Origin of the sequence: Anaerobiospirillum sp. NML120448 (genome assembly GCF_023050945.1) — a bacterium.
In the GTDB taxonomy this organism is placed as follows: domain Bacteria; phylum Pseudomonadota; class Gammaproteobacteria; order Enterobacterales; family Succinivibrionaceae; genus Anaerobiospirillum.
Genome location: NZ_JALKIM010000085.1, coordinates 1 through 15,190, shown reverse-complemented (window position 1 = coordinate 15,190; position 15,190 = coordinate 1). Strand labels below are relative to the sequence as shown.

The 15,190-nt window shown below is 39.6% G+C and carries 7 protein-coding genes; 5 read left to right on the top strand and 2 right to left on the bottom strand.

The features are described 5' to 3' along the window. Nucleotides 1-326 precede the first annotated feature (326 nt). Nucleotides 327-1,496, top strand: a complete 1,170-nt coding sequence (locus MXE38_RS10765) for a hypothetical protein (protein ID WP_246914656.1) — start codon at nt 327-329, stop codon at nt 1,494-1,496. Nucleotides 1,497-2,960: 1,464 nt separating this feature from the next. Next, complete coding sequence (gene dhaM, locus MXE38_RS10760) at nt 2,961-3,368, top strand: dihydroxyacetone kinase phosphoryl donor subunit DhaM (RefSeq protein WP_246914653.1); 408 nt, start codon at nt 2,961-2,963, stop codon at nt 3,366-3,368. A gap of 613 nt (nt 3,369-3,981) precedes the next feature. Here dhaM and MXE38_RS10755 read toward each other — a convergent pair. Continuing rightward, on the bottom strand, nt 3,982-10,167 hold the full coding sequence (locus MXE38_RS10755) for an autotransporter outer membrane beta-barrel domain-containing protein (protein ID WP_246914650.1): 6,186 nt from the start codon (nt 10,165-10,167) through the stop codon (nt 3,982-3,984). 1,133 nt (nt 10,168-11,300) lie between these two features. On the opposite strand from MXE38_RS10755, the gene MXE38_RS10750 reads away from it, so the two are divergent. The 3 genes from MXE38_RS10750 (at nt 11,301) to MXE38_RS10740 (ending at nt 14,124) form a co-directional block, all read left to right on the top strand. Further along, entirely contained in the window at nt 11,301-11,456 is a 156-nt protein-coding gene (locus MXE38_RS10750; protein ID WP_246914626.1) for a hypothetical protein, read from the top strand. Between the two features lie 47 nt (nt 11,457-11,503). Continuing rightward, nucleotides 11,504-11,749, top strand: coding sequence for a GNAT family N-acetyltransferase (locus tag MXE38_RS10745; RefSeq protein ID WP_246914623.1), 246 nt, complete (start codon nt 11,504-11,506; stop codon nt 11,747-11,749). 272 nt (nt 11,750-12,021) lie between these two features. Then, nucleotides 12,022-14,124 (top strand): DUF262 domain-containing protein, encoded by a 2,103-nt coding sequence (locus tag MXE38_RS10740; protein ID WP_246914621.1) that lies wholly within the window; start codon nt 12,022-12,024, stop codon nt 14,122-14,124. Nucleotides 14,125-14,372: 248 nt separating this feature from the next. Here MXE38_RS10740 and MXE38_RS10735 read toward each other — a convergent pair. Further along, nucleotides 14,373-15,190: hypothetical protein (locus MXE38_RS10735; protein WP_246914619.1), on the bottom strand; the 818-nt coding region annotated here is incomplete at its 5' end.

Below are 15,190 nucleotides of genomic sequence, written 5' to 3'. Positions count from 1 at the left end.
AAGCATACAGAGAGGAGTTTGCAAAACGAAACTCAGCAGAGATAGTTGCAAATCATGTAAATGAAAACAATCCTAAGCCTGAGTACATTGATCTTTCAGGTGAGGAGGTTCCTTTGCAATTTTCTTAATGCATTAGGTTCATATTATACTTCCCACAAGTGGATATCGTATGCCTGATAAAATAAGGGGTTTAGGAGTAATTTAATGAAAATTAGTTTTTCCAAGAATTAGATGAACATTCCACTAATGAAATAAAGCAATATCAGAAGCTAATAAGCAAGGATTCATACCAAAGGCTAGATATTTCTTACAAAGTAATCATGTATATGCTAACTATCATTTGTGGCGTGAATATTAGTGAAAAAATTAGTGGCGGATTATTTTTGGTTAATAATAATAAGCTTCAGAAATTTTTTAATAAATTTAGCCCTAGATTCAATATGGATATAGGTAGAGAGTCAGACCATATTTTTGACTTTATTCAACAAAAACAACCAGCCTTAGTTGAAGGAAAGGATGAAGTAGAAAGATTCAGTATCCTTGTCTGGAATTTGATTTATAAACTATGCGCTAAAGCAATTGACTACCAAAAGTTACTGGATGACAATTTCAGGTATATTATGTCTCCTAAAACTAATTGGGCGAAATTCACTAAAATCATGATGTTCTTACAAACCGCTTATGATGTCATCACAGAATCCAATCATCGACTTACTATAGATAAGTTAAAAGCGTCAGAAAGCTACTACAAGGATATTATCCAAGAGCTTCAAAAAGATAGCAGCATCTTACATATTAAGGGATTAGGCTCTTCTAACTATAATGACTACTATGGTAAATTAGTTAAAGGGCTCAACGAAGGAATGGACGAAAATGAGCTGAAAGAGCGTTTTGGTTCGATTTCTCGTCTTAATGGAGGCGTAGGGGAGTTCTATAATCCTTACAAAAACTCTTTAATTATTATCGAAGAAGATGAATTTAAAGCGGAGGCTAAGGCAACTGATGGTAATCAAGATGCCGAGCCAAGGAATAACCGCTTTTTATTTAAAAACCAATTAATTACTCCATTTTTCTTTACCCAAAGCGGCACTAAGCCAATGACTTCTATTGATATTTCATGTAGATATGCCGATCTATATCGTAATTATCAAGAGGCTGATGCCATTGTGGTAATTGGCTTTAACTTCAACTCAGATGATAGCCATATTAATACCATTTTTAGAGACCTTGTGGAGGAAAAGGGAAAGATACTAATTAGTTTGTCTATAGATAGCGATCATGAGGTTGATACGCAAGAAGAGGAGCTTTGCAAAAAGCTGCGTATTGATGACAAGGAAGCTATGAAAAGAGTTAAGGTCTTGCTAATAGACAAAAAGACTCGTTTTGTGCAAAACGAAAAGGGTCAAAGTACCTTATGGCTTGATTATATTATTGAGCGCTATAAGCCCATTTCAGTTAGCAAGGTGGCCTGGGGTGCTATGCAAACCAAAGCTTAACCTATAGGCTAATAATACAATATCGATAGGGTGTTTAGCCTATGTTCCTTGAGAAAGCCTATCTTTCAAATTAATGCATTGTCGTTGGCTAACAGGTTGTTTGATTCCTATCAAAAGCTCAAATGCGACAACGATACTTTAGGTATACCTGTTTTGGCTTGTAATTGCGTATATATCGTAATTGCTTGGCATCAATAATATTGACGTGCTCTAATTTTGAAAGAGAGGTATTGATAAGGTCAACCATTGAGGGCTTACCAAGGAGAACATAATCCAGAGCAGGTATGAATAATACCTGCTTTTTACATTGCAAACATATCGATAAATATGGATATTTGCCTAAGATGGCTTAAGCAAATTTGTTCAAGTATTGGTTCTGACCAGCTCACATGAGCAAGCCCATAGGGAACAGTGTATCAAGTAAGGTTAAGCTGTTTTCGTAACGTAATTGTTGTTAATCTTGAGTAAATTACTAACATTGGGGAGTGGGGATATTGTTAGTAAAAGCTGCTGGTGCTATTTAGTTGCGTTTTACTGATGGGAGGAGTCGGTTCAATGAAAAAAGGTATGGGAATTACTACTTAGTCTGGTAAGTACAGACAAGATGGTTTGCTCTGTGTACAGAGTATGTTAGTTATGTATTACTATATGCAAATAAGCCTTTAAGGTGGCCATAATAATGGATTGCACAAGAATTTTACTGCAACTCTAAGACAGTATCGTATGGTGCATGGAGTATCTTATACATACGCTAACCCAAACAAGACCTATTAACTTATCGCCCAACCAACCTGCCATCAGGGTAGGTACTCTTTATTGTTTTAATAAAGAATATTGAGCGTATAGGTTTAGTGCCAAGATGCCTTAACAGAGTCTAGAAAAATAGTTGCCCTTGTCTGAAAGACTGGAGCTGGCTAAACAATTATCAAGGCAGTTTATTTATCGTATTTATTAGGACATGTGGTTTGGCAATAGGTTGATGGACATCGTAAGATGTCGCAACGTGCTTTAGTAAGGAGTATTAGCCTTTAGCTTAAAGAAGGTTGGTACTGCAATACAAATAGTGGTAGAGAGCAGAAAATAATGGCTGTTTATGCTCTTCACAAATGATAGACCAAACGGAGCTATGCAAGGTTTGGAGTGGGCTGTTTTTGTATAGCTTGGCGTGGCTTGGCTTGGTTTGGCTTGCCTTGGGTGGCTTGGCTTGCTAGAGCGTGATAAAAATCAAGAAAGATATTTAGTCTTATAGCTGCTTAAAAAGTAATGGGTAGGGATGGTCAGAGTCGTGCAGAGTTGAGCTTAGAGGCACCTTAAATTTGCATTTGTATATTAAATTATCATTTTGTGGGTTTGGTATATTCTAGCAAGCTGATAAGAGTGTTAGAATGTACATCAAAGGCCTCTTAAACACAAAGAGTGTCCTTGTATGTATGGCAGCTCTGGAAGATTTTAAGGAGTTTTTTAATGATTGGTATTGTGGTCGTTTCTCACAGCAGCAAAGTAGCCGAAGGCATTTGCGATATGGTTCAGCAGATTTCTTCTCGTGATGGTACTAAGATGCCTATTTACCCAGCTGGTGGTAATGCTCAGGGTGGTTTAGGCACTGATCCACAGAAGGTTCTCGATGCTATTAAGCAAGCTGATCAAGGCGAAGGCGTAGTAGTATTAGCTGATTTAGGTTCTGGCGTTATTAGCTCTCAAGCAGCTATTGCTATGTTAGAAGAGCCTTTAAGATCACGTGTAAAGATTGCTGATGCCCCAATTTTAGAGGGTGCAGTAGGTGCTGGTGTTGAGGCTGCCTCTGGTGGCGAGTCTACTTTAGATTTAGTAGTTTCAACTGCTGAAGGTGCTCGTCAGCTCCACAAGAAATAGTATTAATTAATACTAAAGCTTAAGCTGAATGGTCAAGACCATCGACTCACTCTTAAAGCCCGACCTGACCAAAGTCTTTAAGTCTGGCCCAAGGCCTAGCTTCAAGATCTGCCTAGTCTTGAACCTTAGTTTAAGCGCTTAGCTCGGCTTATATGGTTATTTATCTTAGTAAGTAGCATATAAGCTGAGTTAAGCCATTGTCCTATCAAAAGCTATCCTTGATGCAAGAACAGAAAGTTCTTTGCTATTTCCGTACTTCCCATCAAAAAAATTTGCTCTTTTACCTGGTTCACAGCACACCTCGCACAACAATCGTCTTATAGCATACGTCACTTGGCCTACGGCAGTAGGGGTAGGTAATAGTTTTATTTTAAGCAATTACATTGAATCTTATGGATGTGAGTGCTTAAGCTTTAGAGGGAGTTAAGCGAGGCTGTATGCATATTATGTTAAATAATTGCTTGCTTAAAAAATCTCTCTTTAAAGTAAGAACCCCCATACCTTGCCTTTGCAGGCTTGATATGAGGATTCTTGGTGTAATTTAGTGTTTATCTTTTAAGTAGTGTATTTGCCCTCTCTTATCATTGATAAGATGATAGGAGAGAGCTTGTGGTTAGAACTTGTATTGAGCATTAACCCCAACGGTTAAATCCTCAGAGTTCTCAGATCCTGTATAGCCTACGCCTGCGCCAGCAGAGAAGTTACCATTGGTAAATTGTACACCAGCAGTGGCTCCAACGTTGACCTTATCAAGAACAGTGTTGTTCACAGCAGTGTTGAGATTATCAATACCGCTCCACTTAACATTGCCCTTGTGAGCATCATCGCCTACATTGGTTGTAACGGTTAAATCTAAAGAAGGTTTAATCGACCAATTGCCATTAGTAATCTTCTTAGCTACGGTCACACCAACAGGGAGGGATACAACATTCATATCCTTGCCTTGATAGGAGGCTGTAGTCTTATTGTTAACCTTGATATCGTGATCTTGGGTGTTAATGTGAGTATAGCGAACACCAGCGTGTGGGCTTACCTGAACACCTGCAACATCCATATCATATTGAGCAGTGACACCTGCGCTAATAGCATGGGTGTTGTGCTCGGCAGTGGCCTTGCCAATAGCGGTTTGGCCCTCAAGCTTGGACTTAACTTGGTTGTAGGAAACATCAGCTACGACTTGAGCACGATTTTGCTTAGCACGTGCGTATACACCTGCACCTACGTACTCAATATCATTCTTAATGCCTTCACCAGCACCACGGCCATTAATCTGACCAGTGCCAATATTTACCATAGCACCGACATCAACATTAGGAGCAACCTTAAAGTCCATACCAGCGCTCATGCCGCCCATATCAACATCATGGCCATAGTCTACGCCTTGAGCATCGAAATTGCGATTGCGTTGCTTGTTGTAGTTGCCACTGGCCCATACTGCGCCACGATTGGAGGCTACCACCTGAGCATTGCTATCTTTAGCACTTCTTACACCCATGCGTGAAGCAATAGCATTAGAGGCCTGGTTAGCAACATCAATAGCTGCCTTGGTGCTACCACCAAAATCAGTCATACGAGCTACTTGCTCTACATCACGACCACTATTAATGGTGATGGTGTTGTTGAGCAATTCGTTCTTAGCAGCTGTTTGACCAGCTACTAGATCTGCATACTTCAAAATAGTATCACGAACAGGCTTGGAAGTGTCGTGATAAAGCTGGCCAGCCTTAGCTGAGTTTAAGGTAAGCTTAATGTTTTCATCAATCTTACCAGCTTTTAAGCCACCTTTAACTTCGAACAAGCCGTTAACAGTTTGTACTGCTAAGGTACTGTTGCCTTCGGTTACTAATTCAGCAGAACCATCCTTATCAGCAAAGATCTTAACATAAGCCTTAGGATCAAAGTTAGCACCAGTAATTAAGACCTTAGCATTACGCTCTGCATAGACCTTACCATCGTTCTTATCAATGTTAACCGCAGCTACATTTGCTTGAGTTGCAGCATTCTTGCTAACAGCTAAAGCAGAGTTTTGAGCTAAGTAAACATCGCCTTGATTATACTTGTTGCTATTTTTCTGGTAGTCGCTAAGCTTGCTCGTGGCATCGACAATAATCTTATCATTGCCTTTGAGCTTAACTGGTTTAGCAACATAAGCAATAGCGCCTACGCCATCAGCATTGGTGCTTGGATCTTGTAAGGAGCCATTCTTCATATATGGGGCAAAGGCTGCATTAATTTCGCTCATAGCTTGATTAATATCGTTAGCCTCAACACCTAAAGCTACAATAGAGTTTTGCAGCGCTACTACCTTACCATCAACTACACCGCCACCAAAGTCTGAATCACTGGCATTAGGGCCTGTAGCAGCAGCCTTTACTTGCTCAGCAATAGTAGCTGGAGCCTGAGAATTGGCACGATTAGCAGAGGCTTGAGCTAAAATAGCAGCTAAGTGATCGGCTTCATTTTCTTGTGACTGAGCAGCCGCAGCAGCGGTGGTACTAGTAGAGCCTACTTTACCAATAGCAACTACAGATGCCTTTTGACCGTACTCAGGATCAGCAATCAAGGTACCGCCATTAAGCTTTACATTCTTAGCTACTAAAGTGGCACTAGAACCAGGCTGAGAACCATTCTTGTCAGAGCCAACAATTAATTGCTTGCCAGCACTGATAGTGACATTGTTGGCAAATGTTTGACCGCTAGCTAAATGACCTTTTTGTTCAAAGTTGAGATCACCAAAGCTATTATTGCCACGTAAGGTGGTGTTGTCTTTAAACTGAGCCTTTTGAGCTACATTTAAGTTGCCAGCAAAATCAATATCGCTATTGCTATCACCAGTAACAGTTAAGTTTTGAGTAGTTAAGGTACCCTGACCTGGCTTACCCTTATTAGTTAAGAAGGTAACATTGGTATCACCAGATACAGTCACATCAGAGTTAATCTCAAGACCTTCAACAGCAATATTCTTTTCTACAACAGTAGTAGCATCAAGATTTACTTGAGTATTAGCGCCACCTGAAATAGAAGTAATGTTAGTTGGAGCCTGATTGTTACCTGCTACATTTAAGACAGTCTTATCAGTAGAGGCTAAGCCTTGTGATAAGTTTAAGTCACCGATATTGCCGCCATTGTATAAACCTAAGGTAGAGCCAGAGGTTACAGTAGCACCCAAAGGTTGCTTAGGATTGCTCTCATTGGCAATAAAGTTACCATTCTGGCCAGAGGCATTATGTAAGGTGGTATTGCCTACATTAAGATTAGTACCGCCATTATCAAGTTGGATATTACCAAAGTTACCAGCTACGGTATCGCCATCCTTAACATCTACTAAGGTAGCTTGCTTAAGCTCTTCATTGACAACATCACTAATCATGCCATCAACGCCTTGGAGAGGCTTGAGCTCATCCCAGCTTACTTTATTATCTTTAATATTAATACCAGCAATCTTGCCGTTACCAATATCTAAATAACCATCCTTAATCATGCCTTGATCATCAAGGCTGTCTTGAGCAATAAACTCTTGACGTAAAGCCTTAATATCATCGACAGTAAGGAGCTGGTCTTTATTAAAGTCAAGCTTTAAGGTTGCTGCATCCTTAATGGCTACGTTATTGGTGTACTTCTGATTAGGGTCAATATTTGTAGCTGGTGGTACAGGGGCTGGTGCTGGATCTAAAGCTTCAGTATCCTCAGAGAGTAATTTCTTGGTTTGGGCAAGAGCAAGCTTAAGCTCAGATAAGGCCTCATTGCCAAGTTCTAACTTAGCATTGCGGCCAGTAACATTGATATTGCCGCCCTTTACATCGTAGGCATAATTCTTCTTTTGATCCTCAGCAGTACCAGCAGGAGCAGAGCCTACAACCATATGGCCATTAATATCAAGAGTACCACCAGACATTGCTAAGCTATCAAACTCAGCCTTGCCTGGAGCAGAAATAGTGATATTAGAGCCAGAGTCTAAAGAAACCTTTTTAGCCTTAAGAGCTGGAGCACTATTAGCCTGATATTGAACTTGCTCGGGCTTTAAGCCATCAATATCGCTACCAACTACAATATTAGCGTTCTTGGTAGCATCAATATTTTGAGCAGTCCACTTACCATTAACTACATATAAGCCAGCCTTATTGCTCTCATCAACACCATTTAACTTGAGGTCAACATCTACGCTGCCAGAGGCTGGAGAGTAGGTAGCTAACTTGCCATTTTGACCTTCAGCAGTGAGACGGTTAAATTGGTCTTTTTCTAAACTAGCATTGCCAAGGTAAACATTGGCAGCTTTAGAATTGTCATTGCCAACAGTAATGGTTTGTGTCCTGTCAGTAGCTGTTAATTGAGAGCCAACCTGAACATTACCTGACTTAATAGTAAAGTTAGCAGGGGAGGCCTTTACAGAACCATCAATACCTTGGGCAGCATTAAGAGCCTGCTTAGCAGCAGCTAAGGCATTTTGTGCCTTGGCTAAGGCCTGATCAATATTGCGGTTAATAGAAGAGGCAGCAGGGGCATCTAATACAACTTTCTCACGAGCTTCAACAAAGTTGCCAGAGCCAATATCAAGCTCATCACCTTGTAAGTGTACATTGTTAGCTGTTACACGGTTATTGCTACCAGTAAAGCCAATATGGTCGCTCTCTACAGAAGCACCAGAGTTAACTTTCTTAAACTTATCAGTAGAGAAAGCTACAGCCTGACCACCGCTTAAAGCACGTAAATCGCCCTGTAAATCAAGGTTAGCATAGTTATCTAAAGATACAGCAGCACCTTTAGAAGCATCACCTGAGCGCTGGCCATCAGTATTTAAAAGCTCATCGAAATTCTTTTGATTTAAGGCAAGAGTGCTTTGGGTAGCCTTAATAGTGGTGTAATTAGTCTGATGACCACTTACAGTAAGATTACCCTCTGTAAGGTCTAACTTACCACGGCTTTGGTAGGTTAATGGATCGCTGCCTTCCTCGGTTTGGATGTTAGTAGTAGTGTTTGCCCAAAGCTCTAAATTGCCTTTAGCTGAATTAGTTAGTTCTAATTCGCCCTTAACCTTCCAAGTGGCATTCACACCATGATCTTTGCTATCAGGAGAACCACCAACACCTACAGAGCCGCCATTAACAGAGATTTTTCCAGTAGTGGTTACATTGCCAGCTGCAATATTGAGCTTGCCACCAGACTCTACAGATAAGTTATCATCAATAGTAGTATCAGCTGCTACACGTACATTGCCTGCTGAGGTGTTATATGGGTTAGCAATTTCCTGAGTCTTTGAGATGTGAACTTCGTTCTTTAAGTTAAAGGTTCCATCTGAACCATTAGGAACAAAATCAACATCAGAGGCAATAGCACGCTTAAAGTTGAAGCTATCACCACTGTCAGAAGTCTCATGGAAGCTTATATTTTGAGCTTTTACATTGAGCTTAGCAGCACCACTTCCGCTAAGAGCCTTATCAATCTTAAGATTGTTGGTCTCTACAGTGGTACCTTCGCTAGAAACATATAAGTTACCATCACCTTTGGCATCGGCAAAAGCTAGATCGTTAAGATCAAGTGCCTGATCTGGAGTGGTATTGTTTAGGTATAAAGTACCACCACTAGCAAGCTCAACTCGGCCTTGCTTAGAGCCAGAGTCTACAGAGCCACCGCTATTTAAGAATGACTTTAATTGCTCTTTATTGAGCTTTAACTTAGCTGATGTAGAAGCGCTATTGTCACCAATAAGAATACGACCACTGTTGTGATCTTTGCTCTCTACCTTCATGGCAGAGCCAAGCTCTAAAGTACCACGCTTAACATGCATGGTACCTGCTTTTTGGTCAATATTATTAGCAGCAGAATTAGAATAGCCACCAATGCTAATGGTGCCACTATCCATTACGAGGTTAGCATCAGAGCCTTCGATGCCAGCTAACGCACGGTCAAAATCAAAGACCGCAGTCATACCACGACTAGCGTAATGTTCGTTTGCGCTATTGCCACCTTTGATAACTACATTAGTGCCAGTGGTTTTACCAATGGTCTTGATAGTGCCATCGCCACGTTGGAAATCGAGAGTGCCACCTTTGCCCTCAAGATTACCTTCCATAACGGCTCTATCAGCTTTGTAGCCCTCAAAGATAATCTCGCCACGATTAAACTGAATATTGGAATCACGAGTACCTAAAGCAGCACGACCTGCGTCACCCTTTGTATCAACTAAACCTGCAATATGGACGTAGGTTTCAAACTTTTCGCCTGGCTTAACAGTTGGAGCATTGCCTTGACCAATGACAATGTTCTTTGCTGCTACACGGGTATTCTTATCTTTACCCATGCCAGATCTAACTCTTACACCGCCTTGCTTGACATTAATAGTGTCAATATCCATGGTGAACTCGTAAGCACCCTGATTTTCACCAATGGAAATAACTGCATTGTTACTAGACTCTACTGTTAAAGAGCCAACACCCTTTAGGTCAATATTCTTATTGCCATAAGCAGACTTAATTTGGTGAGGCCCGCTATTGAGACCATCAGTGATTACAAGGTCTGCATCCCAAGCTTGACTCTCTTTAATCTCAAACTGCTTAGTCTTACCACCAGAAAGGGTTAAGTTTAGCTTAGCTCCTTTTTCCTTAAGTTGCTCTAAGCTAGTAAAATCCTGTGGAGTAGGAGCAGTAGTATCATGCGAGTCGGCAGCATGAGCTGAGCCCATGGAGCCCATAACAGCTGTACCTACAATAGCTGTGGAAGCTAGGCCTTTAAGGTAAGCATCTTTTAAAACGGCACGATATTGTGCAGCCAAGAAAGTTAAAGTTGAGTTGGTCTGTCTCATAAAACTAGCTTCTCGCTATTGATTTACTATTTAGTCAAAAAGGCAACAATTATCACTAACAGTTGCTTGCTAATTTGTCAGGGTGCATAGCACTTGAATAAATAGTAATTTAAGTATTTGGTTAGCAAATCATAGCCATAGTGTTAAAGAAACTGTGGTTATGACACATGCAATTAATGGGAATGGATACCCTCTCCTAGAGCTGTTCGTAATTAGTTATCTTGAATTACTGTCAAAAAAAACAATACTTTCAAACATGTAATGTCAAACTCAAGAAAGTAATGTCTAAGCCTTAAGTAAAAAATCAGGCTAAAAACTCAAGAACAACAAGACTTTGCTCACAAAAGTCTTTGATTCTACAGAGAATCGCAATTGACTAAAGCAAAAAATAAGCCAGAGATACTCCATAAGTTAAATACCATAGTGTGTATCCTTTTGTAGCTTGGTTCTAAGACTACAACACTAGACACATAAGTACTTGGATAGGTAAGGAATTGTCAGTAGATAATTTGGCTAAATAATGTAAAAGCTAAGGTACATTACAAACATGTATGTATGCCAGTTTGTCCACATAAAACAAGGTAGTTAATAGCTCGCTTGCAAGCAACTGAGAAGTAGTCCTTTCAACAATGGGAGTATATCGCTATGAGGATGCTCATTAGGCAAAGCTGTATTAAATAGAGCTTGTAGGTTCGCATCAATATTGGCAGCTATTTCTATAAATTGTATGACGCTTGGTCAGGTATGGTTAGGTTTGGTTAAGTCTGGGCTGCTGTCCTTTGCTTTAGTAGCTTAAACTGCCACACCTGAACTGATATTGCCTTAGTTAAGCTTTGATAGAGTAAGGTTAGGGGTGATTTAGTTTGCGGGTTAATTTACTTGGATTATAGGCGTTCAAAATATAGTGTGGTGGGTTAGTTGAAGTAAAGTTAGGTAGTGGGGATATTGAAATCATATGGCACTGATATCACTTCAAAATTAACAATTAAGCTGGTACAAACAGCGTTGCAAGGCTAAAGCTAAGTCATGTTAAGCACATTGAAAAGTAGGTAAGAAGTTGTCAATTTTGTCAGTAGGCTACTACTGTTTGCACAACAGAGTGTTTTTACCTCTAAGATTAAGGATATGTAGGGATGGCAAGAGAGTTAAAGGAAGTTGTGAGTCATGATGATGAGCTAATTAAGGAACTTGTTGGTTTATGGGAGCAATCGGTAAAGGCAAGTCATAGCTTTTTAAATTATGAGCAAATAGCTCAAATTAAGGCTTATGTACCCACGGCTATAAAATAGGTAGAGACGTTGGTTGTGGCTTGTGAGGAATGTGGCCTAGAGGCTTTATGGGCATTAATGGCAAGAAATTAGAAATGATCTTCCTTGACCCTAAACATTTCTCTCAAGGCATTGGTGCTGCCTTAGTCAAAGCAGCCATTAGTAAGTATGGTGTTAACAATGTTGATGTTAATGAGGATAATCCAAAGGCCTTACGCTTTTATGAGCATATGGGCTTTGAGGTGGTATCTCGTAGTCCTTTAGATGAGCAGGGGCAACCTTTTCATATTCTGTCTATGCAACTAAAAAGCTAAAAGATTTGCTTAAAAGAAGCGGCTGGGCCATGTTTTACAAGGCAGATCAAACTATAATGATAGGCTATTGTAGTTAAACTTATGTAAGCATGCATAAGCTCTTGAGCTAATTATTTTGCACATGATTCATATTTCAATTTTTTTAAATTGAAAGTGGGCAGACAGACACCAGTTCATGATGTGAGCTGATGTTCACGTTAAATCATGGTTAAACAACTCCACCTTTTCTGGTATTTAAGGCTTCGTATTAGGACGTATTTTAGGAAATAAGTATGAAAGGAAATGCTAAGCAGTTTAATGAGTTCATTGAGGGAAGTAAGATCCAATTCATTATTCCTGTGTATCAGAGAAATTATGATTGGAAGCACAACAATTGTGAGCAATTGTTTAATGATGTAGTACGCTTAGCCCAAGATCCTGAGGCTAATCATTTCTTAGGTTCCATAGTAATTGCCCCAGCAGATAGTGGCTACAATCGTTTGGTCATTGATGGTCAGCAACGTCTTACTACTATTTCTTTGCTTCTATTAGCTGCAATTAAAGCCGTTAAAGAAGGCAAAATTGCTGTAGAAAATCCAAGCAAGGTAGACGAGGCTATGGAAAACTTTCTATTGGCAAAGTTTAGTGACTCTGACCGCAAGATTAAGCTGCAACCTATTGAGGATGACCGTATCGCTTATGACAAAGTCTTTAATGATGAGGCTCAATTAGACGAAGACTCTAAAGTCACAGTAAACTTTAGGCTGTTCTATGAGCTATTAGTTAGCAAAGCTCAAGGCATCACTTTTGACCAATTGCTCAAAGCTATTAACCGTCTTCAGGTCATTTCTATTGAGCTTGAATTAAATGATGATCCTCAGTTAATTTTCGAAAGCCTCAACTCTACTGGCCTTGCTTTAAGTAATTCTGACAAGGTACGTAATTTCATGCTCATGTCGTTGCCAAGTGAAGTGCAGCAGCGCTGCTACAAAGACTATTGGCGTAATATTGAGCGTGCTACTTTAGATAAGGTCGATGAGTTTATAAGATCTTATCTAACATTACAGAAAAAGTTGTCCCGTCCAGTAAATAAGAACAGCATTTACTACGAGTGGAAGGCTTATATGCAAGGCAAAGATCGAGTAAGTGAACTTGAGGTGATGCTGCATTTTGCTAAATTATTCGAGCAAATTGCCAAAGCTAAGCTTAACACTCCTAAACTATCTGAAAAAATGAGCCACATTTTGAATTTGGATAGTAGTGTGGTCTATGTCTTTTTCATGCAGTTTTTTGAGTATGCTCGGACTAACAACGTGTCTGAGGATGAGGTTTTCAAAGTCATTGATTTAGTGGAAAACTTCTTAGCTCGTCGTACTATTGTTCGCCTGCCTAGCAATGCTTTAACCCAGGTATTTTGCTCTTTACATAGAGACGTGCTCAAAAGCATTAAAAGCTACCAGGATGCTAACCAAGAGCTTAAGTGTTCCTATAGTGACATTTTGGCATACCATATCTTACGTCGTGATGGTAATTACCAAATTCCTCGAGATGAAAGTTTTGTTGATGCTATTAAGAGCCGTGATGTTTATGAAATGATCACCCCAACTAAGATATTCTTCTTAGAGCGTCTTGAGAACTCCTTACCTGGTGAGTCAAATGATGTGGCAAAAGAGCTCAAGAGCAAAGAGGCTACTATTGAGCATATTATGCCTCAGTCACTTAATGAAAGCTGGAAGAAAATGCTGGGTGAAAACTTTGCTGAGATCCACAATAAGTATCTTCATACTTTTGCTAATCTCACTATCACAGGCATCAATAGTGTTCTTGGCAATAAGCCATTTTTAGACAAACGAGACGGCTTAATTAATGATACTCAAAGTATTCCTGGATATATTCACTCTAAATATCGTATGACCCGCTGGGTATCTCAATGTGAGAAATGGACTCAAGAGGAACTAGAGCAAAGAGGCAATGATATAGCTAAGACGTTGTTAAAACTCTATCCTTTCCCAAAGAGCAATTTCAAGCCTTTGGAAAAAATTGCGGAGAGCTACACACTAGAGGATCGTAGCTTTAATCCGCTTGGTCGCAAACTAGATGGCTACCGTATTTTGGGAGAGGAGTGCCCTAAAGCATCTTGGAAAGAAATGATTGTTGGGGTGGTCAACTATGTTTTAGACCTCAATCCTGATAATACTGACATTGTTTTTGATAATAAGCAGTATTTTATGACTGTAAAGCAAGAGGCAAGTCAGTATCATGAGATTAGATCGGGCTTATACTTATTAGCTAATGTTGATAATAGGAATAAGTTGCGTGTCTTACGTAAGCTCTTTGAAAAAGTAGATATTGCCGAGTCTGAGCTGGTAATGTATGTACAGCCAGAAAAGAAATAGGGCCATTCAAAAGTGCTTGATTAATTGCAGTTAGTGCTCAACCAGACCCTAAAAGGCCTAGTGCCAAGCTTAACCTGACTCTTTTATAGATCCCTATGGTTCAAACCATAGGGATTTTTTCTTGAGACTTATGCCAACACACTAAGCTCTTTCCCTTGCATGAGGTATAAGCCCCTATAACTTATGGATAGCTTATAAAGGCCATTGCCAATGCCAATGGCTTGTGTCAGTCATTGGTAATCCATTTATCAGCAATTATTTATAGTCCTATCATACCTCGAGGCTTTAACTATCATAAGCCACTCTATACCAAGGCATAATAGGACTTGATAAATAAATGGTGTAATGTTGTGCAAAGTGGCAATGCCATCATCTGAGTAAGTCAAAGTAATAGGCTTAACTTCTGCCATATAGTAAAGAACAGATTCTGTTGTAATTGGGTTTTCAGGAATATTTTTCGCACGAGAAGGCACTTTAAACTGTGGATCTATAGCTGCCTCTTGCCTTAACTTAAACTGGATATAGGCATAGGCAAGAACGCAAATATTGATGAGCCATAAAAGACCACAAATTCGTTCAGGTTTCTTCAGATAGATAGCATTTGCAAACAGAGTTTTACTTTTAGCTAGTCTCCATGTTTGCTCAATCACATTGTTGTGGCGATACATTTCAAAAAGCTCAGCCATTGTCCAGTTGCGTGATATATCAGTAGTGGTAATAACAAACTTACATTCACTCTCAATAGCAGCAGCTACAACATCATTATCAATCTCTACATTTAGAGGAAAGAAGAACTTATCCTTAGTAATGATCTTCTCTTGATACTTAGAAAGATCTTTGCATGGTCGTCCCTTAGGTTTTACAGTATAGGGTGCATTAACTATTTCATCAGAATAGCCTTCATTAATCTCAAGCTTAGTGAATTTTAAAAGCTTCTTCACCTTTTCTAAGTGCTTGGTTGCATCAGGTAAACAGTTAAAGTTACGAGATAGCATCTCGATAATTTTCTTCTGTTCCTTTTTTGCCTTCTTTTGAATAGTCCTTTCTTTTTGAGACTTTAAAGATG